The sequence below is a fragment of the Pseudomonas sp. 11/12A genome (genome assembly GCF_000800055.1).
Taxonomy (GTDB): domain Bacteria; phylum Pseudomonadota; class Gammaproteobacteria; order Pseudomonadales; family Pseudomonadaceae; genus Aquipseudomonas; species Aquipseudomonas mohnii.
Map to the genome: position 1 here is coordinate 1,237,589 of NZ_JUGV01000001.1, position 25,988 is coordinate 1,263,576.

Genomic DNA, 25,988 nt, shown 5'->3' on the forward strand with positions numbered 1-25,988 from the left:
TCCTTGTGCTGGGGCGCTTTGAGCCGGTGACTGTAGCCATGAAGCGGCGCTTTGAACAGTCGGTTTTGCCCGATCGCCATCGCGGGCAAGCCGCGCTCCTGCAAGCTTGCTTTTCAGTTCAGGACAAAGTCCACCGGCTCCAGTTGTGGCGGCAGTTCCGTCACGCCCAGTGCGTCCAGGATGTCGCGTTCGATGTTGCGCACGATGGCGTCGGTGGGCAGGTCGTTTTCGTCGCGTCCGAACGGGTCTTCCAATTCATCGGCAATCGCGTCCAGCCCGAAAAAGGTGTAGCTGACGATCGCGGTGAAAATGGGTGTCAGCCAGCCCAAGGGTTCGGCCATCGCAAAAGGCAACAGGATGCAGAATAGATAGATGGTCCGGTGCAGCAGCAAGGTGTAGGGGAACGGCAGCGGGGTATTTTTGATCCGTTCACAGATCGCCTGGGCGCGGGTCAGGTTGGACAGGTGACCGGAGATGATGGTGTAGCGCCATTCATTGATGGCGCCCGACTCGCTGAGTGCCGAGCACTGTTGGCCAACCTGCATCAGTATTTGCCCGCTGATGTCCTGGGTGCCGCCCTTGGGAATTGGCTGCAACCAGTCACCGCTGGCGGCCAGTTCGTTCTCCTTGCGCAACCGGGCGTTAAGCGCATGGGCGAAGCCGCAGAGGTTGCCGAGGATCGTGTGTCGCTCACGGGCGTCCTTGATGACCCGGGTTTCGCGAATCATCGACCGGACTTCCACGATGATGTCGCCCCACGCCTTGCGCGCTTCATACCAGCGGTCATAACAGGCGTTGTTGCGAAAGCTCATGAAGATCGACAGCGACAAACCCAGCAGGGTGAAGGGTGTCGCACTGACCTTGGAAAAGTAGCTGGGGTGCAGCGTTTCGATCAGCACGATGGCCGAGGCCAGCAGCGTCACCATCAGGCTGCGCAGGGCAATGCGCTTGGCGATCGAGCCCTTGAGTGATGTCAGGACACCGATCAGGTTGGGTTTGGGTCTGACGATCATGGTCTTTCAGCCGCCTGTCATGTTCATGAAGCGAACCACCTGGACATCGTCGTTCACTTCGAAATGGTGCCGATAAGGTTTGAGTTTCATTGCCTCGATGATGGCGTGTTCCAGGCGTTCGGGCTGGCCGGGGTGGCTACGCAAGACGGCCTTGAGGTCGACCGCGTGCTCGTTGCCCAGGCACAGCAGCAGGCGACCCTCCACGGTCAGCCGCACCCGGTTGCAGGTGCCGCAAAAGTTGTGGCTGTGGGGTGAAATGAACCCCAGGCGAATGTGCGGCGCTTCGGCCAGGCGCCAGTAGCGCGAAGGGCCCTGGGTCGACTCGGCGGAATCAATCAAAGTGTAGCGTTCGGCAATTTTTTCACGTACCTGAGCGCTGGAGAAAAACGACTCGGCGCGGCTGTGTTCGTGGATGGTGCCCAAGGGCATTTCTTCAATGAAGGAGATGTCCAGGTGACGGTCGATGGCAAAGCTCACCAGGTCATTGATCTCGTGATCGTTGCGGCCCTTCATCACCACGCAGTTGAGCTTGGTGTTGCGAAATCCCGCCTTGTTGGCGGCGTCGATGCCTTTGATGACCTGCGCCAGATCACCGGTGCGGGTCAGTTCGCGAAAGCGTTGCGGGTCGAGGCAATCGAGGCTGATGTTGAGGCGCTTGACCCCGGCCTCGAGCAGCGGATCAGCCAGTCTGGCCAACTGCGAACCGTTGGTGGTCATGCACAGTTCGCGCAGGCCGGGCAGGGCGGCGATCTTCTGGCACAGTTGCACCACACCCGGGCGGATCAGCGGTTCGCCCCCGGTCAGGCGGACCTTGCGGGTGCCCAGTGCGACGAAGCTGTGGGCCACCTGATAGATCTCTTCCAGGGTCAGCACGCGCTGCCGGGGCAGGAACTGCATGTCCTCGGCCATGCAATACACGCAACGGAAATCGCAGCGATCGGTGACCGACATGCGCAGGTAGTCCACCCGCCGGGAGAACCCATCGACCAAGACTCGCTCTGACATGATTTCCTCAGGTGGCGCCGCACGTATTGAATGAATGTCCGCAAAACCTGTAGGAGCGAGCTCCTACAGTGACGAATGACGTGATGTGCGGATTTGTTGAGGAGAGGCTAAGTGCAACTCTGGAGAACGTCCAATCACTATGAGTAACCGGCTGATCGACGGCATCTATGAAGAGCTTTTTTTCTTCTGGTATTGGCTTTCTGGTTGTTTAAGTTATTGATGAACAAGAATAAAAAAATCTAATGGATGTCGTCGGTAGCGGGGGTGCAACGAGTGATAAGGCGATATTAAACGCGCATTCCTGTTCTTTTCTGCGTCAAACGATCGATGACCTCAATCAGGTCAAAGTCAAAGACCGCCGCGTGAATGGCTGTGGGAGCGGGCTTGTCGGTCATAACAGTCCGACAAGTTCCTTCGTCACAGAGGTCGTTTCAGGTCAGGCCCTTATTGCGCCCCGAACATCACCGTCCAGTAAATCCCCGCATCGCTCTTCGGATCGGTCGCATAGGCCGCGCCCAGATCACGGAACAGCGGGTTCATCACGTTGGCGCAATGCCCGGGGCTGGCCATCCAGCCATCGACCACCTTGCGCACGGTGTCCTGCCCGGCGGCGATGGTCTCGCCGATCTGCTGGAAGTCGTAGCCCGCCAGTTCCGCCCGGTCGCCCGGTGTGCGGCCATCCGGGTCCTTGTGGTCGAAGAAATTTTTATTGGCCATGTTGCGCGCGTGCGCTTCGGCGGCAGTCGCCAGCGTGGCGTTCCAGGTCAGCGGCGCGGTGGCGCCGAAGGGCTGCGTGCCACATTGGCGCGCTTTGCTGCGAGCGATGTTGAGTTCGGCCAGCAGTTTCTGGCCTTCGGTCTGCCAGTCGCCCAGGCGTGCGCTGAGCAACGGACGGGCGACGACGATTCGCCAGTCACGGTCCTGATGGCTGACACCGACATCGACGAATTGCGGGTCCAGCACGATCTGGCAAAAACTCTCCTGTATCGCTTTCATCGCCGAGGCCGCGTCACGGGGCCCGGACAGGCTGATCGCCTGCACGTTCTTCATGGGGTAACCGGCGGTCACCATGGCCTGCTGCAAATTGCCGATGCTGGTGGCGGACAGCGCCAGGCGCGGGTCGGCCGACAGCGGCGGCAGCTCCGACGACACTTGACCGGCGCACCGTTGCAGCTGGCTGCGGTAGGCATTGATCGATTCGATCAGCTGTGACTCTTCGCCCGCCATCGCGCTGGAGGCGAACAGCAGACCCAGTGACAACCCGGTAAAGCGCATTGCGGATGATAGTGAACGCATGGAAATCCCCCTTGAGCTGACTGCGCCCATGATGCGCGAAATTACCCCATCAAAGGCAGTGGATTTTCCAGAATGTTGTGGGGGGGCATGCAACCCGTTCACTACTACACTGAATCGATATTGCCCACTGAGTTCTTCCCATCATGCGCCTCGACTGGATTGCAACCTGCCTCGCAATAACGCTGCTGGTCGGCCCGGCCTTCGCCAGCGATCAGGATCAAAAACAACAAGTCGCCAAAGACAAGGCCGAGGTCCTGGAGCAAAAGGCTGCGGATAACAGCAGTCCGGCACCGGTACCCAAGTCTCAAGCCATTACCCAACCTGAAGTCCAGGCAGTCGATCCGGCGGGCAAAGCACCCATGGACGACGCGATCACCTGTCTGGCCCGTTCGATCTACTGGGAAGCCAAGGGCAAGGACTCCACCGACATGGAGGCCGTCGCCAATGTGGTGATGAACCGACTGGGTCACGAAGGCTTCCCGGATACGGTGTGCGCGGTGGTCAAACAGGGCTCGGAAACCAAGAGCTGCCAGTTCTCCTGGTGGTGTGACGGCAAGTCCGACTCGGCTCAGGAGGAGGCTCCCTACGCGATCGCCAAGGAAATCGCACGCAAGGCGCTGAACAAACAATTGCCGGACCACACGGGCGGCGCGTTGTATTTTCACGACCGCACCGTCAAGCCCGATTGGGCGGACAAGTACGTCAAGACCGCTGAAATCGGCTTGTTCCGGTTTTATAAGCCCCGTGACGGGGATGCGAAATAATCCGATCAAGTTTTTCTGAACCACCGAAACTGAAACATTTCTGTTTTATAAGCTTCATGACGGAGTCACGCATCAGAAACGTCATGGGCAGGAACAGAAGCATGAAGCAGGCGTGGGTATTGAGCAGCAACACTGCACCAGTCGGTGCGCCATCGTGGCGTACTGGCCAGTGACGGTTCTCGTCACCGGCGTCGCCGGGTTCATTGGATTTCACACCGCCCGGCGTCTATGTCTGGACGGCCATGCAGTGGTTGGCATCGACAACCTCAATGACTATTACGACGTCACGCTCAAGCGCGCACGACTCAAGGAACTGGAGTGCTTGCCGGGCTTTCGTTTCGAGAAAATAGACATTGTCGATAAGCCGGCGTTGATGGCGTTGTTTCGCGATCAACCGTTTAGCGAAGTGGTGCATCTGGCCGCCCAGGCCGGTGTGCGCTACTCCTTGGACAATCCCGACGTTTACGCTCAATCAAACCTGGTGGGCTTTCTCAATGTGCTGGAAGCCTGCCGGCACCATCGCCCTGAGCATCTGATCTACGCCTCGAGCAGCTCGGTGTACGGCAGCAACAGCAAAATGCCGTTCAGTGTCGAAGACGCGGTCGATCACCCTGTTTCGCTGTATGCCGCGACCAAGCGCGCCAATGAGCTGCTGGCCGAGAGTTATTGCCACCTGTACGGGCTCAAGGCCAGCGGGCTGCGCTTCTTCACGGTTTACGGACCATGGGGCCGACCCGACATGGCGCTGTTCAGGTTTACCGAGGCCATGCTCAAAGGTTTGCCGATCGACATCTATAACCAGGGCCGGATGGCGCGGGATTTCACGTATATCGACGACATCGTCGAAAGCATCGCCCGTTTGCGCACGCGCCCGCCGCTGGCGGATGAGCCCGGCGCGGGCGCCAACCGGTTGTTCAATATCGGTCGCGGCCAGCCAGTGGCGCTGCTGGAGTTCGTCGACTGCCTGGAAGCGGCGCTGGGGATGCCGGCGCAACGTAACTATCTACCACTGCAGGCCGGTGACGTGATCAAGACCTGGGCCGATGTCTCGGCGCTGACCGAATGGGTCGACTTCCGCCCTCAAGTCCCGGTTGCTGCCGGCGTAGGGGCGTTTGTGACGTGGTATCGGCAGTTTTATCAAATTTGAAACGTTCGCCTTTGACAGCGGAAAAACCACAAGGCGAGGGAGACACCATGAGCCAGGACATTTTTGTATCGGTACTGATTCCAGCGAAGAACGAAGCAAACAATCTCAAGCCCTTGCTTGAGGAGGTCCGCGTGGCGCTGACCGACGAGTCTTATGAAATCATCGTGGTCGACGATGGCAGTACCGACGCGACCTTGCACGAATTACTGCAGGCCAAAAACAATGGTCTGAGCCCGTTACGCATCCTGCATCATGATCGCTCGCTGGGCCAAAGCACCTCGCTCTATCATGCGGCGCGTGAGGCCCGGGGGCAGTGGCTGGCGACCCTCGATGGCGACGGGCAGAACGACCCGGCGGACATCCCGGGCATGCTGGCGCTGGTGCGCGGCGGGCGAGGCAGGGACGAGGTGCAATTGGTGGCCGGTCACCGCACCAACCGCCGCGACACCGCGAGCAAGCGCTGGGCTTCGGGTTTCGCCAATGGCCTGCGCAGTCGCCTGCTCAAGGACGCCACGCCCGACACTGGCTGTGGTTTGAAACTGATTCAACGCGCGGCGTTTTTGCGCCTGCCGTACTTCGATCATATGCATCGGTACATTCCAGCACTGATCCAGCGCCACAATGGCCGAATGATCGTCCATCCGGTCAACCACCGGCACCGCACTGCCGGTGTGTCCAAGTACGGCAATATCGACCGCGCGCTGGTGGGCATTCTCGACCTGATCGGCGTCTGGTGGCTGATCAAGCGCACTCGGCTCAACACCCAGGCCCAGGAGGTCGAGGGATGACCCTGTCGCGCGAAGTGCTGTGGCTGGTGATCGGCTTTGCCGGGCAAATTGCGTTCACCGGCCGCTTCGTCCTGCAGTGGCTGTATAGCGAATACAAAAAACGCAGCGTGATCCCGGTGAGCTTCTGGTACTTGAGCATCGTCGGCAGCACATTGCTGTTTGCGTACGCCATTTACCGACAGGACCCGGTGTTCATTGCCGGTCAGGCCTTTGGCTCCATCGTGTATCTGCGCAACTTGCAATTGATTGCGAAAAGCAAACACCTCAAGGAATGAATCATGCGTCGAACCCTGTCGCCCCGCGTCGAATGCCTGGCCCTGATGCTGCTCGCCCTGCTTTTGGTCGGTGCCGGCCTGGGGCTGCGTGAAGCGCAGAATGTCGATGAAGAACGTTTCCTCGGCGTGGCCCTGGAGATGCTGCAAAACGGTTCGTGGCTGATTCCACACCGCGCCGCAGAAATCTACGGTGACAAGCCGCCGATCTTCATGTGGACGGTGGCGTTCTTCACCTGGCTCACGGGTAAGCCCAATATCGCGTTGTATATTCCGGGGCTGTTTTCCGCCGTGACCGTCACGGCGATGGTCTATGACCTGGGCCGCCGGTTGTGGAGCCAGCGCATCGGGCGTAACGCCGCGCTGTTGTACCTGGCGACCTACCAGACCTACAGCATCCTGCGCACCGGGCAGATCGACAGTTTTCTGATTCTGTTCACCACGCTGGGCCTGTACGGCCTGGCCCGTCATTTGTTGCTGGGGCCGGCATGGCGTTGGTTCTATGTGGGTTGCGCGGCCATGGGCATCGGCGTGATCACCAAAGGCGTGGGCTTTCTGCCGGCGCTGATGCTGATCCCTTATGCCTATGCGGTGCGCAAGGACTGGCCGGGTGTGGTGGCCATGCCGGGCCAGGCGCGCAAATGGTGGCTCGGGTTGCTGGTAATGCTGGCGGCGATCGCGGTCTGGCTGTTGCCCCTGGCCTTGTCCATCGTGCTCAACGGCGGCGCTGACGAGGTGGCCTATGCCCGGGAAATCCTCTTGCGCCAGACGGCCGGGCGCTACGCCAACTCGTGGCATCACCGCGAACCGTTCTGGTACTTCTTCACCAATGTCATTCCGCAGTACTGGTTGCCGTTGGTGCTGGTCTTGCCGTGGCTGGTGCCGGCCTGGCGCCGTCAGCTGCAAAAGCGTGACGGTCGGGTGCTGGTGCTGCTCGGTTGGGTTGCGCTGGTGGTGCTGTTCTTTTGCATCAGTGCTGGCAAGCGCAAGTTGTACATCTACCCGGCGCTACCGGGGCTGGTACTGGCGGCTGCGCCGCTGATTCCCTGGCTGCTGCAGCGCTGGTTCAAGCGGCGTCCGCGCCTGCGCCGGGCATTTCCGGCCCTGGTGGCAGGCTGGTTCGTGTTGTGGTTCGCCCGCGGGTTTATCGAACCGTTCGCCGATGGCGTCAACCCGGATCAGGCGATCATGTCCCAGGCCGCGACCATGAGCCACGGTGCGGACCTGGTGCTGGTCAATTGGGAGGAGGGGCACTGGTTGTTCGCCCGCCAGCCAATCGTGCATTTCGGCATGGACAACTCCACGGTCGAAAGGGCCGCACAATGGCTGCGTGAACATCCTCAGGATTATGCCCTGGTGCCGGACGAAGTCCTGACCCGGTGCTTCAAGCCCGAAGCCGCCCATGAACTGGGCGAAAACTCCCGTGCACAGTGGTCGATCGTCGGCGCCGATGCCGACAACGGTCAATGCCAGCCAGGGCCGTCCCCCAGGTCCTATCGGTTCGAATGGGCGCCGCTTGCCGCGAAATGATCAGGGGCATCAACCTTGCGATTGACGTGCAACAGCAATCGCAAGGCTTCTGATCCAGGGGGCTGCGCCTTAAAACTTTGCAAAATTCAGCGCATCGACAATCGCCGAGCCGCCAATCCCGGTCAGCGACAACAGCAAGGCCTTGATCAGCGGGTCTTCGGCATAGCGTGAGAAGGAGCCGGTATTGAGCGTCGCCACCCGCTCGCGGATCATCTTGAACTTGCCGTAGCAGGGTGAGGATTCCTGGGTTTCCAGCAGGTAGGCGTCGAGTCGCTGCAAGGCCCGGGTGCGGGCCTTTTCTGCGGCGCGTCGCAGTGACAGCGCGGAACCGAGCAGCAACAGCGCCGTGACCAGGTAGGAAATGACCAGGCCGGGCGGTGTCGGCCAGTTGTCGAACAGGCTGCTGCGTGAGGCCACCAGGATCAACATGACCACCGTCGGCGCGTAAATCAGTCGGTTGACGGCCGAGGTGCGCTTGGCGATCAGCTGCATATCCACCCACTCATCGATACAGGGGTGCTTGAGCGTTCCGAAGATTTTCTTGTGCTCAGCCTGCAACGAACCCGGCCAGATCGCATGATGCTCGCTGAGATGGCGGATAAATCGGGTCAACAGCAGATTGGCGTCCATGACCCAGAACACCAGAACCTGGAACGTCAGGGTGGGAATCAGCCAGCTCACCATCCACCAGATCGATTGACCGCGAACGGGCATGCCTTCCATGGGCCAGACGACAAACAGTACGCTGGTCACGACCACGTAAAGCCAGGTGGCGAGTCCCGCCCGCAGCATGCGGGCACCGAATGAACCACAGATGCAATGCTCGCCCCAGAAGCGTGCAATGGAGATCATCTTGCGCCCGTCGGTGCAATTGACCTGAGCCGACGCACAGGGTTTTGACCAGTCCTCGCTGGCGCTCATCAACGGGAAAAATATCAGCAGCAACCAGTGACCCAGTTCATTGCACCAGCGCCGCAAGCTCCAGCCTTTGCCACGGCGCAGCAAGCGTCGAACCTGGCCCCACAAGGTCATCTCGTATTTGCGCATGTGCAGGCGCAAGTGAAAGGTGGTTTCGATCTCGGCGCGGTTGATGCGCAACTTGCGCCAGCCCCAGGTCAATGCCGAGATGGATATCAGCACCGCCAGCAACCGCAACGCCACGGTCGGCCAGGCACTGATGCCTTCGAACAGAAACATCGGCTCGCCCAGGCCGTTGTCGGTCAGGGTGCTGCGCATCTGGTACGCCAGCATCAGCGCGAGAATGAACATCACCAGCGGAACCACGATGTACCACACCCAGGCGTCGTCGGAGGCCGGGACAGGACTGGCCATCGGATCCTCGGCCAGCGCCAGTTTTCGGGTGGAGCGCCGGGTCAGGTTCAATGACAGGATGCCCAGCAGGATCAACACGAAGGTGAACCAGAGAAACTCCGCGTGCCAGAAGCGCGTGGCGATGAAGGCGCACACCGCCGCGACCATGAACAGGCTGATCGGCACGCCGCGCACCCAGGCCAGCCGCGCGTCGTGATCGTCCTGCGGACCTTCGATCCGCCACCAGAGGATGAAACTGGCGATCATCAGCAAGGAGAACGTCAGCGGCCCGGCCCAGAAAAAGGATTGGGTTTGTTTGAAACGCTCGCGGATCGACGGCGACGGTTCGGGGTAGGGTGGTGGCGAAGGGTCCTGGAGGCAGCGCAGGGCCATCAGGTCGTGGGGGCGGATGCCGCGATCGGATTGCGATTGGGCCGGCGCCTGGCAATTGGCCGGGCGTGAGGCGCTAAGCCGGTTCGCCAGGGGAATGAAGCCACTGATGCCGATTTCATAAATGCCCGGCGATAGCAGCTCCGATTTGGAATAGTCGAACTTCGCGCGCTTGGCATCGAACGACTGCGGCGCCAGCGCCGCCAGCACCGAGACAAACACCGCACTTTGCAGGCTGTCGCGGAACGGCGGCACGTCTTGTTGCAGGGCGCGCGTCAGGGTAAGCCCGTAAGGGGCCGCCAGGATCAGGTTGCGGGTGGTCTGCGCCTGGCCCCGTTGCAGCATGCGGGCATCAAGGTCGGTGGAAAAGTACAGTTTGTAGGGCATCCGGCTCTTGAGTGCCTGCAACACCAGCAGCTTGTCGTAGGCATCGACGCCCAGTATGCCGATGGCACCGATGCCGCTTTCGCCATTGCGTCGATAGGCCTCGTCTTCGCGGGCGATGTGGTCGGCCAGGCGTCGCAGGTAGTCGAGCTGAGCATTACCGTCGGCCTTTTCCAGCGGACTGAGGTCGATCGGGGGGCTGCCCGGTGTGTTTTTGCCGGCATCGGTGCTGGCGGTTTTGTCAGTGCTCGCCGACTCTTCCGGCAGACGCCCATCCAGGCCGCGTAAATAGCTGAAGCGCAAAATCCATTGGTCGACCGCTTCACGCGGGTTCTTTTCGCTGTCATTCAGGTGCGCGTCCCGGGCCACCTGCAGTTTGAAGCTTTCGATCAGCGCGCGGCTGTAGAAACTGTCCCACTCGGAAATCAAGGCGATGCGGTTGTCGCTGCGCCGCAGCGTGCGCGTGCAGGGTGAATCGACCCGGCGCTGTGTACCGTCGCTACAACGCACGCCGGCGGCCGGGTCGACGCGGCGCAACTTCAGCTCGTCGAGCATCAATTGGGTCATGGTGCCGTCGTCGCTGACGGTGCGCAGCAACTTCATGGGTGGCCGATTGACCAGCGGCGGTGACAGCCGTTGGTAGCCGCGATCCAGGGTTTCGTTATCGGCGGTGGCCAACGGTGAGTAGATTTCCACATTCGGCGTGGCCTTGCCGATGTCCTGATCCTGGAACATGTCTCGCAGCACCGTCGAGGTCGACGGCCCGATGACCTTCAACACGGCGCGCTCCGGCTGTTCGGAGCAGCCAGTTGGCGCGCACGCCGCAGTGACTTTGTGATTCAGGGTCTGGCGCAGGGTTTCCAGGTTTTGCAACGGCGTCGGACCGAGGGCGTCCTGTTTCAACCAGAACACGATCGTGCGGTCCGCAGGTGGTGAGGCGCCTTCCAGCCCGGTCGGCGGATCGAAGGGGTTGGAGACGAACACTTCGTAGGGCGCGTCGACGACGGCGTTTTTCTGTGGCGCATCGGGGGACAGGTTGTCGGCGAGTCTCAGGCAGTGAATGTACTGCTCCTGATCCGGCACTCGATGGGAATTCTTGAAGCCGGCGAGCAAGGCGTAGCGAATGCGCCGGCGTCGCTCGACCTCATCGGCGTAGGGGCCGCCCTCGACCAGCGCGACCATGATATCGGGCGCCTGTTTTGCGCCGGACAGTGGCGAAAGGTCGGGGCTGCACACGTTCTCGGCATCGGGGTTTTTGCTGTCGCCGAGCTTTTTGCGATAGCGCTCGACCGCGTCGAAAGGGTCCTGCCAAAGCCGTGCTTCGATAGGCAGTTGCGCCTGGAATTGCGCACCGATGGGGCGCGGTTCTAGGAAGGGTTCGCGGTTGAGGGCGAACATCGATACCACCAGACTCAGGATGACCGCACTGCCTGGCAACCAAAAGGCCAGATTCGTGCCCGAACCCTTGCTGTCCACGGCCTGTGCCTCTTGTTGTCGGCCCACTGCGTACAGTTATGTATAGACCCAAACAACCAAGGGGTTTGGCCTGAATGGACGATTATTTGCCCGATTTGCCGCTGACTGACCTCTGTAGGAGCGAGCTCGCTCGCGATGGACGTCAACGATAACGCGTGTGATCTGGATCAGCGCGGCGTGCTTGAGTCCATCGCCAGCAGGCTGGCTCCTACAGGTATTGCGTGACCCATGCCTGGGCATGGTCTCTTGTAGGAGCGAGCTCGCTCGCGATGGACGTCAACGATAACGCGTGTGGTCTGGATGAACGCGGCGTGCTTGAGTCCATCGCCAGCAGGCTGGCTCCTACAGGTATTGCGTGACCCCTGCCTGGGCATGGTCTCTTGTAGGAGCGAGCTTGAACTGGTCAAGTAACCCCGGACACCGATTACGGTGTTTATGCCGCTTTTTGCTCCATGGCTATTGGCGACAGGTAGTTGTTGTAGCTGTGGAGCCTGATTCGGTTGTATCGCATAAAGAAGCTGGTCATATCCTGCCTGGCTTCTTCAACTGTCGTGTAGCCCTTGGTGGGCACCCACTCTGATTTGAGCGTCCCGAAGAAACGCTCTGTTGGCGCATTGTCCCAGCACTGCCCCCTGCGGCTCATGCTTTGCGTTATCCCATGATCCAGCAGATCGGACTGAAAACGCTGGCTGGTGTATTGGCAGCCTTGATCCGAATGAAACATCAAGCCCGCATGTTTGCCTCGAACCTCCACTGCCATTTTCAGCGCCCTGCTAACCAGGTTGGCGTCATTGATCAGAGAAAACGCCCAGCCAACGATTCGGCGGGCGAACAGATCAATGACCACCGCCAAGTGATACCAGCGTTTCCCGACCATCAGGCTGGTAACGTCGCCACACCAGACCTGATTGATTGCTGTTGGCTCGAAGTTACGTTCGAGCAGGTTCTTGGCCACAAATGCTTCGACGCCCCTGGAGCGGTATTGATGGCGGCGGCGCTGTCTGCTAACCAGATTCGCCTCCGCCATCAGTCTTCCTGCTAGATACCTTCCAACCTTGAGCCGCTGAGCCTTCAAGCACTGGGAGATAATTCTCGCACCGGCACTTTCCCTACTTTCAGCATGCAGCTGTACGACCTTTGCCCTGAGCGCATCACGCTCGGTATTTGGTACTGAGCGGCGATGGCGCCAGTCATAGAACGCGCTGCGAGAAACGCCCAGAGCACTGCAAAGCTGGCTGGTCGGATACGAGCTTGACTCTCTCAGCTCCTCAATCAGGAAAAACGATCGGGATCCGACATCAAGAGAGCGGTAGCCTTTTTTAAGATTTCGGCCTCAGTCTCCAGGCGTTTGATCTTGGCGCGTAATTGTTGGAGTTCTCGCTGCTCGTCGCTGATCGCTTTAGTACCTGCTACGGGTTGCCCTTTCTGACGTTCTTTACGCACCTGATCAACCCAGCGGCGCAGAGCCGTAGGGCCGACATCCATCGATGCGCAGACGTCGGAAACTGAACAGTTGTCGTCAAGAACCATGCTTGCAGCACGTTGCTTGAACTCGCGGGTATAGGTCTTTCGCTCTTGCATGGAACCTCCTGATTGGGCGAATCATATCGCCCTTAAGAGGTGTCCGGGATCATTAGGCCAGTTCAGCTCGCTCGCGATGGACGTCAACGATAACGCGTGTGATCTGGATGAACTCGGCGTACTGGAGACCATCGCCAGCAGGCTGGCTCCTACAGGTATTGCGTGACCCATGCCTGGGCATGGTCTCTTGTAGGAGCGAGCTCGCTCGCGATGGACGTCAACGATAACGCGTGTGGTCTGGATGAACGCGGCGTGCTTGAGTCCATCGCCAGCAGGCTGGCTCCTACAGATGTTGATTCAGACAGGGCTATGGCGCCAGAAGCATCGGGCCAGCAGCGCATCGAGACTGAACTTGCCGGGGCCTGACAGCACCAGTGGTACCAGCGCAGCGAGGTAAATCAGCGGCAGTTTGAAGTTGCCATAGCCTTTGTTGGTGATCGAGTAACCCTGGGCCAGGTCACTCAAGGTCGACCAATCGGCCGGCCAGTGAACAGCGGCGGTGGCGACGATGGTGACCACCATCAGGCTGATCGCCGAAAAGCGTGTGGCCAGGCCCACCAGCAAGGCGAGGGCGCAGATCAATTCCACCCACATCGACAGTTCCCAGTTCAACGTGGCCGGCAGGTGGTTGAACGGAAACAGGAAGCGGTCCTGGATGTCGGCGAACCAGTTTTCGCCATTGAATTTTTCCAGTCCGGATTCGAAAAACTCCCAGGCCAGAAAAATCCGCAGGGTCAAAGGCGCGATCCAGGTGCCGGCGCGGTCAAGGTTCAGGTGCAGGCCTTTGACGGTGGATGAAATGAAAGTGCTCATGGACAGGGGGCTCCTACAAATCAGGGATGTCGGGCGACTGTGCGCCCGTTCGCGCAAGGATCGGCTTGGCCAATCGACAGGCGCATTTCATCAACCGGGTGTATCTGCGGTGTGTCTTTGGGGTGGGGTTTTAAGTGCGGGGTGTGTCTGGGGCAGGGCTGTACACACTTTGATACGCAACCATCCCGAGTCATCACCGCCCTCCTGTGGGAGCGGGCTTGCCCGCGATGACGGTTGCGCATCCAGCATTGAGGGTGGCTGACCCACCGCTATCGCGAGCAAGCTCGCTCCCACAGGACATTGGCGGTGTGGTGGCGTGCGGTTAATTCGTCAAATTGGATCTGTTACCCGGTGCCGTTCATTCGTATCGTCCGCGCTTTTGGCGCGTTGCGTCATGGGCAGGGGGAGTGACGATGAATTTCACATGGCGCAGGAAAACCGCCGGGCATAGCGTTGAGCCCTCCGCGGCGGTGCCGCAACCGGCGGTCGTGGCATCCCCGGACGACGCGCTTCTGATCGCGCACCAGGCTGATCGACGTGATCGCGACTTCTTCCGTGGCCTGGCGCAACACCTGTTGACCTGCGGTAACTCGTTGTCGCCGGTCAGCGAATCCTTCTCGATGCTCAACCAGCGCCTCAAGCTCAATCACCAACGGGCGCAAACCGTGGCCCGCGCCGCCATCGACAATCGCGAGCAGGTCGGTCATCTGCAAGAACAATCGCGGGTCATGGCCGCCGGGCTGGATGCGCTGGAAGGCGTGATCACTCATTTGGTCGGCCGGGCCAGTGAGATTGATCGCATCGTCGATTTGATCAGCGACATTGCCCGCAAAACCAACCTGTTGGCGCTCAATGCAGCCATCGAAGCCGCGCGCGCCGGGGACACCGGGCGCGGCTTCGCGGTGGTGGCCGGGGAGGTGCGCCTGCTGGCGGAGAAAACCGCCGAAGCGACCCGGGAAATCGTTAAGGAAACTTCGGCCATCCAGCAGGAAATCAGCCAGGCCAAACAGGCGATTTCGCAACAGAGCCAGATTTCCAGTGCCTTCGGCGCGGTGATCGATAAAACCGCCGAAGCCATGGCCGGCATGTACAGCGAAGCGCAGCTGATGCAGTGGGAAATCGACCAGTCGCACCTCTTGTCCAACGTCGAGCTGGCCAACCTGCAGGAGCTGACGCTCAAGGTCACGGTGTATGACCGCCTGCTCAATCCCAAGCCCGGTTCGCCCTTGACCCTGCCAGATGAAACCGAGTGCCTGTTCGGCCAGTGGTATTACGGCGAAGGCAACGAGGCCGAGCGTAACGCGGATTTCCGGCGCATGGAGGTGCCCCATCGTCTGGTGCACAGCAGCGGCCAGGCGGCGATGCAAGCCCATGCCCGTGGCGAGCTGGAAGAAGCCTTGAAGCAGGTGGCTCAGATGGAGCAGGCGAATGCCGCCGTGATGCGCACGGTCAAGGGCTTGCTCCATTCGCGCCTGCAATCGGCGGTCTGAGGTCCCATGCCCCGCTGCACCTGCGGGGCCGTTTGCGTGGGCATCGAGTCAGTCCGATAACGCCAGGACCCGGTTGCGCAAATGTTCCAGGGTTTCGTCGTTGAGCACCGTGGTCGAGTCCAGTCCTTCCTTGGCCTGGAACAGGTTCATTGCGTCCCGGGTCTGCTTGCCGACGATGCCGTCGATGGCGCCAGGGTGCCAGCCCAGGTACGTGAGGTAGGTTTGCGCCATACGGATTCGCAGGTCCGGCGTGCCCCCATAAGAGAACTTTTGATACGCGGCGCTGAGTCGCAAGTCGTAGTTGTTGATGGCGTAGTTGGGGCCGTTGTAACGACGGGCGAAGTTCGCCCAGTCCTTGGCCCGCAGCGCCGCGACCGATCCCCCCTCGATCAGTTGGTTCACGGTGCACAGCAGTTGTTCGTTTTCGGATGCAACCATGCGCTTGATCATCGCCTCGACATCCGACGACCCCGTTGCGGCGAAATTGAAGCCCATCGTCTGGCCCAGTCCCCAGGAAGCGCTTTGCAGGGCCGCGTTGCGGTTCAGGCTGATGGCCTGATTCAGCCGATCATATTGATGCGCGCCCGTTGCGCCGTAGCTGCCGGGGGATTTGCTGCTGATATCGGGGTGTTGTGCGTCAAACGTCTGATGGGTCAAGCGGCTGAAGACGTGACGTTCGTAAAGGATTTTCGGGCGCCGGTCGGAAAAGAATCCGTTGCCGGAGGTTTCTACTGCTAGCACAGCCCAGAGTTGCGCAGCGCTGACTTTGGCCAGGTCCAGGGCATTTTCCATTCCTTCGTCGTCAAGCGCTGCGCCATGGCTGGTGAATTCATCGCTCATGACGGCCTCCGTCGAAAACAGGAAACGCGGGTACGCGCTTTAAGCGTAGGCGGGCCGGGCCCGGGCAGAGGGTTTTACGATCATCGGTGCTGGCCAACGGCGGATGACGCTCAGGGACTTTTGCTATACATTTTCCGCCCGCCCATTGCATGGTGATACTGCTTCATGTCTTTCGCGCTCGAACGTCTAGTCGCTGGCACGCCGATCCCTTTCGCTGGTAATCGTGTCACTGTGGTCAGCCCCGAACTGGCGGCACGCTTCCAGCCCGGTGACCACCTGTTGGTGGAGCAGGTCAGCGGTGAACTGCTGCTGATTCCAGTGGCTGACCAGCAGGCGGCGTCCGTCGCGATTGCCCGTGCCGAAGCAGCGTTTACCGCAATGTCGTTGGTGTCGGATCAAGCCATCAGCACCTTCTTCGATCTGTTTGCCCAACGTCTGGAAAACCCGGAGTGCTGGGCCTTGATCGAGGCGGCCAACCTGGCTGACATCGAACGGGCCAAGGCTCGCGGTCGTTCGACCACCCGTTTGCTGGCCGATGAGCGCATGCGTCGCGACATGATCGCCGGCCTGCGCGCCTGGCGCGATGCCGCGGCCACCCGCGGCCAAGTGGTCAGCTGCGTTGAGCATGACGGCTGGAAAGTCGAGCAGGTGGTTTCGCCGCTGGGCATTGTCGCGTTCGTCTTCGAAGGCCGGCCGAACGTCTTCGCCGACGCCGCCGGTGTGCTGCGCACCGGTAACACTGCCGTACTGCGCATTGGCAGTGATGCCTTGGGTACCGCCCAGGCCATCGTCACTCACGCGTTGAATCCGGCGCTGGCCGACGCAGGGTTGCCGACCGGTGCGGTGTCGCTGGTGGAGAGCGTCAATCATGCCGCCGGTTGGGCGATGTTTGCCGACCGCCGTCTATCGCTGGCGGTGGCCCGGGGTTCGGGTCGCGCCGTCAGCCAGTTGGGCAGCATCGCGCAACAGGCCGGCACCGCCGTCAGCCTGCACGGCACCGGTGGCGCCTGGTTGATCGCCCACAGCGACGCCGACGCCACGCGTTTCGCCGCGGTGGTGCGCAACTCCCTCGACCGCAAGGTCTGCAATACCCTCAACGTCTGCCTGATCCACCGCGACCGCGCTGTTGAACTGGTGCCACTGTTTCTGGACGCACTGCAACAGGCCGGCAAGGCGCGGGGCCAGGGCTGCAAATTGCACATCGTCGAAGGCAGCGAAACGTTCCTGCCGGCGCAGTGGCAAGGCGCGACCGTCGAGGTCTACCGTGCTGAAGGCTATCGCACCGAAGCACTGGCCGAGCCGCTGCCGGAAGATCAGCTGGGCCGCGAGTGGGAATGGGAAGAAACCCCTGAAGTGAGCCTGAAGATCGTCGACGACCTGGACAGCGCCATCGCCTTGTTCAATCGCTACAGCCCTCAGTTCACCGTGTCGCTGCTCAGCGAAGACGCGGCGACCCAGGAGCGTTTCTACAATGCGGTCAATGCGCCCTTTGTCGGCAATGGCATTACCCGTTGGGTCGATGGCCAGTACGCGCTCAACAAGCCCGAGCTGGGCCTGTCGAACTGGGAAAGCGGACGCCTGTTTGCCCGTAGCGCGATTCTCTCGGGCGATGGCGTGTTCACGATCCGTAGCCGCATGACCCAGACGAATCTGTCGGTCAAACGTTAAAAAAGCGCCTGACGCAGCGGCCGTTGCGGTCAAGTTCGCTGGCAAATGTGAACGTCGGTCAGCAGGTCTATCAGGCATCAAAAAGGGCCTGCTCCTTGTGGGGAGCAGGCCCTTTTTTATGGGTAAGTCAGTGATGACGCTTCCTGATCAGTAGAACCGGTCAATCACCCGAACTTCGTTCTGGTTCTGCATCGATGCCCAGGTCTGTTTCAGCGTTTGCAGAACATTACCGATGAAGTCCTTGTCGGCCGCCGCTTTCTTGCCGACATAGCCCTGGCCGCGACGGTACATCTTCAGTCGGGCGAGCAGGTTCTGGTTGTTCTGGTCAAACTCAGTTTCATGGGCATGTGGCGACAGGCAGTCGATATGAACCTGGCCCGACTTGCTGATCCACAGAATATGGCTGTCGTGGCTGTCTTTTTGCGCAGCGAACATACGAGCCAGTTCTTCGATAGTTGGTTGATTGTTCAGATTCATTTTAAAACCCCTTGACCATTTGGTGATCTTTCAAAGTTGATTCGCTAATACAAGTAGCCCATCGGTTAGTTGATCCCTGGCACCGAAACCAGGACGTCAGCAGTCGTCCGCCATATTCGACGGGGTCCCGCATCTGTTGCATGTAGTCGTGTTGAATAACTGCTACGCGTTAGCGTCACAACGAAGAGAAGCAGCGAATACCTTCAGGCCACTGCCGACGTTTTCAGGGTCGGGCACAAGCTTCATGAGGATGGATCGCTAGCGCTTCTCGTCCTTGTACTGGACGTTCGGGCCAGGTCAGCTTCTTCAATCTGCCTTGTGGGCAGGGTGTATCCGGAAAAAACAGCTCGGCGGTCAGACGAGCTTGCTCAAGCGTGTTGCGTGTACTCCCGATCGGGGAGACGTCTGCATCATGCAAGGGCAAATCGAAGGCGTCAACGGTTTTGTAGTGAATATTTTTCGTCACTACATATTGTCTGACAAAGCTGTTTGGAATTAGCACAAAGGGTTTAGGGGGCTGTGGGGCGGATGGATCGCCAGGATCGAAGCCTTTGGCGGCTCTACGGGATTGGGCCTGGTGCTGGCGAAGGTGGCGATTTTTCAAAGCGGTAAAGGGTGCATGGATAACCGCCAATCGACGGGTGATGCAGGCTGTACTCGCCACCCGTGAGATCGGGCATGACCGCAGCCCAGAACAGTCGCGCCGGTTGGTTCGCCTCGATGTGGAAAATCTGCCATTGACCGGGGAAACGGCTCAAGAGGGTGGAAACGACAAACTTCGCGACACCCTGGCCACGAAAGCGCCGGGTCACGAACAGGTAACCGATGTTGTGCTCGATACCGGGCCGAAGGGTTTCATCGTCCACGGTCACGAACCCGGCCAATTCCCCGTCCACCCTGATGAGAAACGGCCGGGTCGCGGGTTTTCGCCAGTAATCGGTCAGGGGCAGGATGTTGAAGAAACCGTGTTCAGCCAGTTTCAACGGCAACCACTCGCTGAAGTCATAGGTATAGAACTGCATCAGGCATTCAAGGGTTTCCAGGTCGTCGCGCTGTGCGGCGTGCAGATTGATCGTAGGCATCACCGGTGGCTCCTGATATCCGTCAGTCAAGGATAGTTGGAACGGCGAATGAACCGTGGCGAGGGAGCGGGCACCCTCGCCACGGTTGTGACGATGCCACTTCTGGCTGAATTCAGTTCCGGGACAATGGGCGTAAACCTCGGCCTACCAGAACTTGAACGTGTAGGCGACGATCAGGCGATTTTCATCCACATCGGTCGTTTCGCTGCCGCGATACGTGACATTGCGCCAGCGCAGGCTCAGGTTTCGTAAAGGCCCGCTCTGGATCACGTAGGCAATGTCGGTATTGCGCTCCCACTCTTTGGCGGCAACGCCTCGAATCTCGAAATCATTGCCTCGCATGTAGCGGGTCATCAATGTCAGTCCGGGCAGGCCCACGGGGGCAAAGTCATAGTCATAGCGCAATTGCCAGGAATCTTCCCTGGCCCGGACAAAGGGTTGGTAAGTGCCGTTGTTCAAGGCCCAGGGATCGGCAACCGACAAATAGGGAAGTCCGGTGTCGCCACGTTGGTTTTGATAACCAAGGCCCAGGGAATGGCCGCGGCTGCTCACCGTGAACATGCCACCCAAATAGCGGTTGTCGACGTTGGTATGGCCTTCGTTATCGCTGCCGAAGTAGCGTAGGTCGGCCTTGAAGTTGACGCTTTCGGTCAACGCCGACTTGTATAAAAGGCTGGCGGCATTCTGGCTGTAATTGTCCTTCAGTTCGGCGCGGTAAAACGTGGCGCTGAGATTGGGCTGGAGGGCGTAGGTCGCGCCTGCGTAGTTGAAGCGGTCTGTGGGCACGCCGCCGGTAGAGCCATCGGCCGCCATGCGCATGTCTTCATAGTCTGACGAGTCGCGCTGATGGGCCTGGCGAAATTGTCCGGCGGTGAGGCTCAGGTTCTGGATGTCAGTGGAGACGACCTGACCACCCTGATAGGTTTGTGGCAACAGCCGTGTGTCATTGCGGAACAACACGGGCATGACCGGTTCGTGGTTGCCGAGGGTGACCAGGGTCTTGGCGACTTTGAGCTTGGCGGTCGGCGCCAGGAAACTGTACTCGTCGACGGGCTCGCCAGTCCGTTGATTGCGCTGCAGGACACCCGTACCACTGCTGCCGCCGCCGGAGTCGAGCTTGACGCCGACCAGCCCCAGGACATCCAGGCCAACGCCGACCGTACCCTCGGTGAACCCGGAGTTACCGCGCAGAATGAAGCCTTGTGCCCAGTCTTCGGCCTTGCTCTGAGGCTTGCCATCATGGCGCGGTCCGTCGGACAGACCCGCGTCCCGGTAATCGCGATTCATGTAGAAATTTCGTGTTTCCAGGCTCATGTGGCTGTCGGCGACCAGGTCTGCATGGGCCTGTGTCGCGAGCAATAACGCAGACACACAAGTGGCTTTCAAGGAATACCGGGCGCGAGTCGGCCCGGCCAGATGCCCAGTGACGGGATTGGCTGTACGCATGATGTGATGTTCCTGCCTGCCGTGAGTTGTTTTTGTTGTTCAGCCAGCCCCTGGAAAGGGCTGTTCAGGGTTTTATGAACAATGACGCTTGGGCGAGGGCAGGAAGGTTGGGATCAGCCTATTGCGCCTCGTCGTCTGGCTGCTCGCTACCGAGCGATATGGCGGCCATGTCGCCCTGTAGCTTGTTGAGGTAATGCAGCAGGCTGACGCTGTCGTCGAAACTGAAGCCTTTCAATGCCTGCTGGTAAAACGTCTGGATCCTTTCCTGCAGAGAGTCCCAGAATGTCCTGCCGGTATCGGTCAACTGCACCAGGCGGGCACGTCCGTCATCCGGGTGGGGCACGCGCAGCACATGGTTGTCGCGCTCCATGCGCTTGAGTACACCGTCCAGGCTCTGGCGACTGACGAACAGGTATTCGGTCAGTTCAAAGAACGAAATACCCCCTTCATAACGTTCGCGTGACAGTGCGCCGAGCACGGCCCATTGCACCGTGCTGATGCCCATCTCTTTCTGGACTTGCCTTTGCAGCACGTTCCCGGTCTGGAACAACCGGAAAAACAGCGTATTGGGTACGGATCGGGTATCGCTATTGTTCATCAATGTTCCTTGTCGGCTCCGTAAGGACGAGCGCGGCTGTATGAGCGCCCGGCCTGGCGGAGCCGGCAGGGCATCAGTTGGGGACAAATTCGCGCGCGATGATATTTTTCATGATCTGCGCGGTGCCGTCACCGATTTGCAGGCCAAGTACATCGCGCAAGCGCTGGGCGAACGGCAGGTCCTCGCCGTAACCGGTGTGCCCATGGGCCAGCAGGCACTGCTTGACCACATCGAATGCCAGTTTCGGTCCCCACCATTTGTTCATGGCCGCCTCGGCATTGTGCGGCAGCTTATTATCCTTGAGCCACAAGGCGTAATAGCACTGCAGGCGCGCAGCATGCACGTAGGTCTGCAATTCTGCCAGTGGGTGGGTCAAACCCTGAAAGGAAGACAACGCCTGGCCGAAGGCCTTGCGTTCGGTCAGCCATTGCCAGGTTTCATCCAGCGACTGCTGGGCCAATGCCAGGCACTGCAGGCCGATCAGGGCGCGGCTGTAGTCGAAGCCCTGCATCACCTGTTTGAATCCCTTATTTTCATCGCCCAGGCGATGGCTGGCCGGCACTTCAACGTTGTCGAAGAAAATCGACCCGCGGCCAATGGCACGCTCGCCGGCATCCTCGAAACGGGTGGTGCTGATGCCCGGCAGGTTCATGGGCACCAGAAAAGCGCTGATGCCGCTGGCGCGTTGCTCCACGGTGCCGGTGCGGGCGAAGACCACGGCGACGTCGGCCTGGTCGGCCATGGAAATGGAGGTTTTCTCGCCGTTCAGCACATAGACATCGCCCTTGAGCTCGGCCTTCAGGCGCAGGCTGGCGGCATCCGATCCGCCGCCGGGTTCGGTCAGGGCGATGCAGGCGACCTTGCGACCGGCAGTCATTTCGCTCAGCCATTCCCGGGCGAGCGAGGATTCGGCGTATTGGGCGATGATCTGGCCGTTCAACGACGTCAGCAGTGGGATGTACGCGACGTTGAAGTCGCCACGGGCCAGTTCTTCGATGATCAGGCCGGCGGTGACACAGTCCAGGCCGCTGCCGCCGAACTCCTCAGGCAGTTCACCGCCAAGCAGGCCCATTTCGCCCATTTGGGCAATGACTTCGCGCTCGATGCGGCCGTCGCGATCCCGTTGGCGATAACCGGGGGCGAGGACGTCAGCGCTGAATCGTGCAACGCTGTCGCGGATGGCATTTTGTTGTTCTGTGAATGCGAAATTCATGATGCTCTCCAGGCCATTCGGGTGCTGAACCGGCAGCGCCATGGCTGCCGGCGCAGGGATCATTTGTAGAATTTACGGAACTCGGGCTTGCGCTTTTCCTTGAAAGCGGCGACGCCTTCCCTGGACTCCTCAGTGTCGTAGTACAGGCTCAGGGCCTGCATGCCGAGCCCGCCGATGCCGCCGATGTTGGCGCTGTCGGCATTGAACGAGCGCTTGGCGATGGACAACGCGGTAGGGCTCTTCTCGAGAATTTCCTCGCACCATTTCTGGACTTCTTCATCGAGCTGATCGTGGGGCACCACGGCGTTGACCAGCCCCCAGTCCAGCGCCTGGCGGGCGCTGTACTTGCGGCACAGGTACCAGATTTCGCGGGCGCGTTTTTCGCCGATCAGGCGCGACAGGTAGGCGGTGCCGTAGCCCGGGTCGACCGAGCCGACCTTGGGGCCGACCTGGCCGAACACCGCGTTTTCCGAGGCGATGCTCAGGTCGCAGACCACGTGCAGCACGTGCCCGCCACCGATGGCGAAGCCGTTGACCCGTGCGATCACTGGCTTGGGTACTTCGCGGATCAGGTTCTGCAGCTCTTCGACCGGCAGGCCGATCAGGCCGCGGCCGTCGTACTGGCCTTCATGAGCGCCCTGGTCGCCTCCGGTGCAAAATGCCTTGTCGCCTGCGCCGGTGAAGACGATGACGCCGATTTCCTTGTTCCAGCCGGCGCGGTTGAACGCGTCAATCAGCTCCATGCAGGTCTGGCCGCGGAATGCGTTGTAGCGCTCGGGGCGGTTGATGGTGATGGTCGCGACACCGTTGAGTTCTTGGTACAGGATGTCTTCGTAGTTCATTGCATGCTCTCCCATATGAGTATCGTCTGGCTTAGCCAGCCATCGTCAGGCCGCCGGACACGCTGATGACTTGACCGGTGATGAAATTGGCATCGTCGCTGGCGAGCAGGGCGATGATTCCCGGATAGTCTTCCGGTTGGCCGAGTCGGCGCATCGGCACGGCATTCTTGAAGGCTTCCAGGAGCTTTTCCGGGTTGCTGGAGGTTTCGGCCACGCTTTTGAGCAGCGCGGTGTCGGTCGGACCGGGGCAGACCACGTTGACGTTGATGTTCTTGGTCGCCAGCTCCCGCGCCAGGGTTTTGCTCAAGCCCACCAGGCCAGCCTTGCAGGCTGCATAGACGGCCTCGCCCGACGAGCCGACGCGGGCGGCATCCGAGGCAATGTTGATGACTTTGCCGCCACCGGCCTCGAGCATTTTCGGCAGCACCACGTGGTGCATGTTCAGGGCGCCGGTCAGGTTGATCGAAATCAGCTGCTCCCAGAGCTTTGGTTCGGTCTTGAGAAACGGCATGAAGCGGTCGAACCCGGCGTTGTTGACCAGTACGGTCGGCACACCCAAGTCTTTTTCGATGGCCGCCACGGTCTGGGTGATGGCGTCGTAGTCGGCGATGTCGGCGGCATAGGCGACTGCTTTTCCACCGGCTTCGCGGATCAGGTCGACGGTGACCTGCGCCGCAGCGCTGTCGCGATCCAGCACCGCCACCCGGCTGCCTTCGGCGGCGAAGCGCTGGCACACCGCGCGGCCGATGCCGCCGCCCCCGCCAGTGATGATCACGGTTTTTCCACTAAGGCCTTTCATGGGGCATTCTCCAAGTCAGTTGAGTTGCGTGTATCGAGTGTGTTGATCAGCGACGCTTGGCCGGGTCGATGCGAATGTTCGCGGCCCGCTCGTGCAGCTTGAATTTCTGGATCTTCCCGGAGGGCGTGCGGGGCAGGGCAGGCAGCACCTCCAGGTACTCGGGCAAATAGTTGCGCGACAGACTGTGTTCGAGCAGAAAGGTCACCGCGTCATCGAGGCTCAGCTCCGTATAGTCGTCATGCAACGTGACGTAAGCGCAGACACGCTCACCGAGTCGCTCGTCGGGGCAGCCCACCAGGGCCGCCGCCGAAATGGCCGGGTGCTTGTAGAGCAGGTTTTCCACCTCAACCACCGGAATGTTTTCGCCGCCGCGAATGACGACATCCTTTGTTCGTCCGGTGATGCGGATGTAGCCCTGGGCATCCATACGGGCCAGGTCTCCGGTGGAGAACCAGCCCTGGGCGTCAACGCCGTAGAGATCGGGGCGCTTGAGGTAGCCCACGAACAGGCTCGCGCCGCGGACCTGAAGATGGCCTTCGGTGCCGGCGGGCAGCGCAAGCCCGGCATCATCGACCACCCGCACATCCATGAGCGGTAGCACCACGCCGTCGCTGTAGATGGCCCGCTCGGGATCGTCCTGCGGACGCGTCATGGTGGCAGCGCCGGTTTCGGTCATGCCCCAGGCCGAGATGATTGTCGCGTTGAGGCTGTGGCCAGCCTTTTCCACCAGGCTTTCCGGAATGGGCGCGCCGGCCGAGACAAAAAAACGCAGGCTCGTGAGCGCGTCACCATTGTCCGGTGCGAGCTCGATCAAATCGGCGAGAAACGGTGTTGAGGCCATCGTGAAAGTCGGGCGCTCGGCGGCGGCGATCCTTATGGCGGTGCGCGCATCCCAGACGTCTTGCAGTACCGCTGCCGCGCCGAGGTAGATGGGCATCATCAGGCCGTAGAGAAAACCGGTCTGGTGAGCCATGGGCGAGGCCATGAAGATGATGTCTTCGTGGCCAAGCCCCAGGCGCTCGGCATAAGGAATGATATTGCTCAGCAGGGTCCTGGAGGTGTGCAGCACCCCTTTGGGTTCACCCGTGGTGCCGGAAGTGAACAGCAGCTGGAGAATATCGTCGGCCTGGGGGCGTCGTTCTGCGAACAGCGCCTGGGTATCGCAGTCCTTCTCCCATTCCCGCTCGAGCAGTTGCTGTTCAAAGCTGTTGTGACCGTCACCCCCTATCACCAGTACATGGCGCAGTTCCGGCAGGTCGGTGCGCAGGCCTTCGGCCATGCTGGCGTAATCGAAACCCCGGAAGTGTTTGGGCACGACCAGAAGATGACTGCGGGCGTGGCCGAGCATGAAGCGCAGTTCGCGTTCCCGAAAGATCGGCATCAGCGGGTTGAACACCGCGCCGATACGGGCACAGGCCAGGAACAAGGCTGTCATCTGCCAGCCGTTGGGCAACTGGCAGGACACCACACTGCCTTTTTCCACACCCAGGGCGGCCAGGCCGGCACCCATGCGGGTGACCACGGCATCCAGTTCGCCGTAGGTAAACGAGACAGGATTGTTCTCGCCAGCCTGGTAGCTCGACAGGGCGCGACAGCCTTGGCCTCGTGCAACCTGTATACCCCAGTAATCTGTAATGATCATGTCACTGATAGCGCTTGTGGAGGACGCTTCCGGATGACGATCTGGTGGTGTGGCTGTCCAGGTGTTCATTTATAAGTATCGACTCTTAAGGGTTGGAATTGTTGTTTTCTTACGATCTGGT

Annotated in this window: 23 protein-coding genes and 1 pseudogene; 8 read left to right on the forward strand and 16 right to left on the reverse strand. The window is 60.3% G+C overall.

The genetic code is table 11. From position 1 onward, the window contains the following. Positions 1 to 113 precede the first annotated feature (113 nt). From GQ39_RS05800 to GQ39_RS05810, 3 genes are all read right to left on the reverse strand, one after another. Positions 114 to 1,013, reverse strand: a complete 900-nt coding sequence (locus tag GQ39_RS05800; protein WP_047528072.1) for a bestrophin family protein — start codon at positions 1,011 to 1,013, stop codon at positions 114 to 116. Positions 1,014 to 1,019: 6 nt separating this feature from the next. Next, positions 1,020 to 2,018 carry a GTP 3',8-cyclase MoaA gene (moaA, locus tag GQ39_RS05805; protein WP_047528074.1) on the reverse strand — a complete coding sequence of 333 codons (999 nt, stop codon included), beginning with the start codon at positions 2,016 to 2,018 and terminating at the stop codon, positions 1,020 to 1,022. A gap of 444 nt (positions 2,019 to 2,462) precedes the next feature. Then, positions 2,463 to 3,314: a CAP domain-containing protein gene (locus GQ39_RS05810; protein ID WP_047528075.1), complete on the reverse strand. Its 852-nt coding sequence runs from the start codon at positions 3,312 to 3,314 to the stop codon at positions 2,463 to 2,465. Between the two features lie 143 nt (positions 3,315 to 3,457). Here GQ39_RS05810 and GQ39_RS05815 point away from each other — a divergent pair, with 143 nt between their 5' ends. From GQ39_RS05815 to GQ39_RS05835, 5 genes are all read left to right on the forward strand, one after another. Next, a complete protein-coding gene (locus GQ39_RS05815) occupies positions 3,458 to 4,078 on the forward strand; it encodes a cell wall hydrolase (RefSeq protein ID WP_047528077.1) in 621 nt (206 codons plus the stop codon). Positions 4,079 to 4,247: 169 nt separating this feature from the next. Next, positions 4,248 to 5,225, forward strand: a complete 978-nt coding sequence (locus GQ39_RS05820; protein ID WP_047538478.1) for an NAD-dependent epimerase/dehydratase family protein — start codon at positions 4,248 to 4,250, stop codon at positions 5,223 to 5,225. A gap of 47 nt (positions 5,226 to 5,272) precedes the next feature. Beyond that, complete coding sequence (locus GQ39_RS05825; protein ID WP_047528079.1) at positions 5,273 to 6,013, forward strand: glycosyltransferase family 2 protein; 741 nt, start codon at positions 5,273 to 5,275, stop codon at positions 6,011 to 6,013. Beyond that, positions 6,010 to 6,288 carry a lipid-A-disaccharide synthase N-terminal domain-containing protein gene (locus tag GQ39_RS05830; protein WP_047528080.1) on the forward strand — a complete coding sequence of 93 codons (279 nt, stop codon included), beginning with the start codon at positions 6,010 to 6,012 and terminating at the stop codon, positions 6,286 to 6,288. The genes GQ39_RS05825 and GQ39_RS05830 overlap by 4 nt, the downstream gene beginning before the upstream one ends. A gap of 3 nt (positions 6,289 to 6,291) precedes the next feature. Further along, on the forward strand, positions 6,292 to 7,815 hold the full coding sequence (locus GQ39_RS05835; protein WP_047528082.1) for an ArnT family glycosyltransferase: 1,524 nt from the start codon (positions 6,292 to 6,294) through the stop codon (positions 7,813 to 7,815). 69 nt (positions 7,816 to 7,884) lie between these two features. On the opposite strand, the gene GQ39_RS05840 is transcribed toward GQ39_RS05835, so the two are convergent. From GQ39_RS05840 to GQ39_RS05855, 4 genes are all read right to left on the reverse strand, one after another. Next, positions 7,885 to 11,376: a hypothetical protein gene (locus tag GQ39_RS05840; RefSeq protein WP_047528084.1), complete on the reverse strand. Its 3,492-nt coding sequence runs from the start codon at positions 11,374 to 11,376 to the stop codon at positions 7,885 to 7,887. A gap of 433 nt (positions 11,377 to 11,809) precedes the next feature. Next, positions 11,810 to 12,652: an IS3 family transposase gene (locus GQ39_RS05845; RefSeq protein WP_047528087.1), complete on the reverse strand. Its 843-nt coding sequence runs from the start codon at positions 12,650 to 12,652 to the stop codon at positions 11,810 to 11,812. After that, on the reverse strand, positions 12,649 to 12,957 hold the full coding sequence (locus GQ39_RS33190) for a transposase (RefSeq protein WP_047527362.1): 309 nt from the start codon (positions 12,955 to 12,957) through the stop codon (positions 12,649 to 12,651). Before GQ39_RS33190 ends, GQ39_RS05845 begins: the two co-directional genes overlap by 4 nt. Before the next feature lie 297 nt (positions 12,958 to 13,254). Further along, the gene (locus GQ39_RS05855; RefSeq protein WP_047528089.1) at positions 13,255 to 13,770 is read right to left on the reverse strand and encodes an HvfX family Cu-binding RiPP maturation protein; all 516 of its coding nucleotides are present in this window, start codon (positions 13,768 to 13,770) and stop codon (positions 13,255 to 13,257) included. 620 nt (positions 13,771 to 14,390) lie between these two features. Here GQ39_RS05855 and GQ39_RS33705 point away from each other — a divergent pair. Continuing rightward, positions 14,391 to 14,819: pseudogene (locus GQ39_RS33705) on the forward strand (methyl-accepting chemotaxis protein); the annotation flags it as partial. Positions 14,820 to 14,876: 57 nt separating this feature from the next. Next, the gene (locus GQ39_RS33710; RefSeq protein WP_236693136.1) at positions 14,877 to 15,260 is read left to right on the forward strand and encodes a CZB domain-containing protein; all 384 of its coding nucleotides are present in this window, start codon (positions 14,877 to 14,879) and stop codon (positions 15,258 to 15,260) included. A 48-nt stretch (positions 15,261 to 15,308) separates the two neighbouring features. Here the strand turns inward: GQ39_RS33710 and GQ39_RS05865 are convergent, their stop codons facing one another. After that, positions 15,309 to 16,100 carry an N-acetylmuramidase domain-containing protein gene (locus GQ39_RS05865; protein ID WP_047528091.1) on the reverse strand — a complete coding sequence of 264 codons (792 nt, stop codon included), beginning with the start codon at positions 16,098 to 16,100 and terminating at the stop codon, positions 15,309 to 15,311. Between the two features lie 165 nt (positions 16,101 to 16,265). Between GQ39_RS05865 and GQ39_RS05870 the strand changes: the two genes are divergently transcribed. Beyond that, the gene (locus GQ39_RS05870) at positions 16,266 to 17,768 is read left to right on the forward strand and encodes an aldehyde dehydrogenase family protein (RefSeq protein ID WP_047528093.1); all 1,503 of its coding nucleotides are present in this window, start codon (positions 16,266 to 16,268) and stop codon (positions 17,766 to 17,768) included. A 147-nt stretch (positions 17,769 to 17,915) separates the two neighbouring features. Here the strand turns inward: GQ39_RS05870 and GQ39_RS05875 are convergent, their stop codons facing one another. The 8 genes from GQ39_RS05875 to GQ39_RS05910 all read right to left on the reverse strand — a co-directional run bounded on the left by GQ39_RS05875 (position 17,916) and on the right by GQ39_RS05910 (position 25,867). Then, positions 17,916 to 18,245 (reverse strand): hypothetical protein, encoded by a 330-nt coding sequence (locus GQ39_RS05875; RefSeq protein ID WP_047528094.1) that lies wholly within the window; start codon positions 18,243 to 18,245, stop codon positions 17,916 to 17,918. Between the two features lie 560 nt (positions 18,246 to 18,805). After that, positions 18,806 to 19,327, reverse strand: coding sequence for a GNAT family N-acetyltransferase (locus GQ39_RS05880; protein WP_047528096.1), 522 nt, complete (start codon positions 19,325 to 19,327; stop codon positions 18,806 to 18,808). Positions 19,328 to 19,471: 144 nt separating this feature from the next. Continuing rightward, a complete protein-coding gene (locus GQ39_RS05885) occupies positions 19,472 to 20,773 on the reverse strand; it encodes an OprD family porin (RefSeq protein WP_052193481.1) in 1,302 nt (433 codons plus the stop codon). A gap of 118 nt (positions 20,774 to 20,891) precedes the next feature. Then, positions 20,892 to 21,371, reverse strand: coding sequence for a MarR family winged helix-turn-helix transcriptional regulator (locus GQ39_RS05890; RefSeq protein WP_047528098.1), 480 nt, complete (start codon positions 21,369 to 21,371; stop codon positions 20,892 to 20,894). Between the two features lie 73 nt (positions 21,372 to 21,444). Beyond that, positions 21,445 to 22,584 carry a cyclohexanecarboxyl-CoA dehydrogenase gene (gene aliB / locus GQ39_RS05895; protein ID WP_047538486.1) on the reverse strand — a complete coding sequence of 380 codons (1,140 nt, stop codon included), beginning with the start codon at positions 22,582 to 22,584 and terminating at the stop codon, positions 21,445 to 21,447. 59 nt (positions 22,585 to 22,643) lie between these two features. After that, positions 22,644 to 23,426, reverse strand: a complete 783-nt coding sequence (badI, locus tag GQ39_RS05900; protein WP_047528100.1) for a 2-ketocyclohexanecarboxyl-CoA hydrolase — start codon at positions 23,424 to 23,426, stop codon at positions 22,644 to 22,646. 31 nt (positions 23,427 to 23,457) lie between these two features. After that, positions 23,458 to 24,225, reverse strand: coding sequence for an SDR family NAD(P)-dependent oxidoreductase (locus tag GQ39_RS05905; RefSeq protein ID WP_047528102.1), 768 nt, complete (start codon positions 24,223 to 24,225; stop codon positions 23,458 to 23,460). 46 nt (positions 24,226 to 24,271) lie between these two features. Further along, positions 24,272 to 25,867 carry an AMP-binding protein gene (locus GQ39_RS05910; protein WP_236693081.1) on the reverse strand — a complete coding sequence of 532 codons (1,596 nt, stop codon included), beginning with the start codon at positions 25,865 to 25,867 and terminating at the stop codon, positions 24,272 to 24,274. Positions 25,868 to 25,988: the final 121 nt, after the last annotated feature.